This is a genomic window from Halorubrum sp. SS7 (assembly GCF_005435055.1).
GTDB lineage: Archaea > Halobacteriota > Halobacteria > Halobacteriales > Haloferacaceae > Halorubrum > Halorubrum salinarum.
Map to the genome: position 1 here is coordinate 1 of NZ_SGXV01000443.1, position 336 is coordinate 336.

The 336-nt window shown below is 58.9% G+C and carries 1 pseudogene; it reads right to left on the minus strand.

The features are described 5' to 3' along the window. Positions 1-336 (minus strand): annotated as a pseudogene (locus EXE44_RS18725) (type II secretion system F family protein); the annotation flags it as partial.

Consider the following 336-nt stretch of genomic DNA (forward strand, 5'->3'; position numbering starts at 1 on the left):
GGAAGCCGTCGCCCGGGTCGTCCTGTTTCACGGTCGAGACCAACACGAGGAAGCCGACGCCGACCAGCGGGATGAGGACGTACACCGTCGCGTACAACAGCCGGTCGTCGGCCTCGCCCATCATTCCCATGATGACGAGGATGATGATGAGAAGCAAGGGGAACAAGGAGAGCGTCATGTACATCTCGCCGAACAGCTCCAGCGTCTCCAAGGTCATCTCGCGCTCCTGTTTCGACGTGCGGAGGTGTTTCTCCTTTTTGTCCTTCAGGAAGCCCTCCATGTCGCCGCCGGAGTTAACGATAGAGAGCATGTCGGAGAGGAACTGGGAAAGCTCGT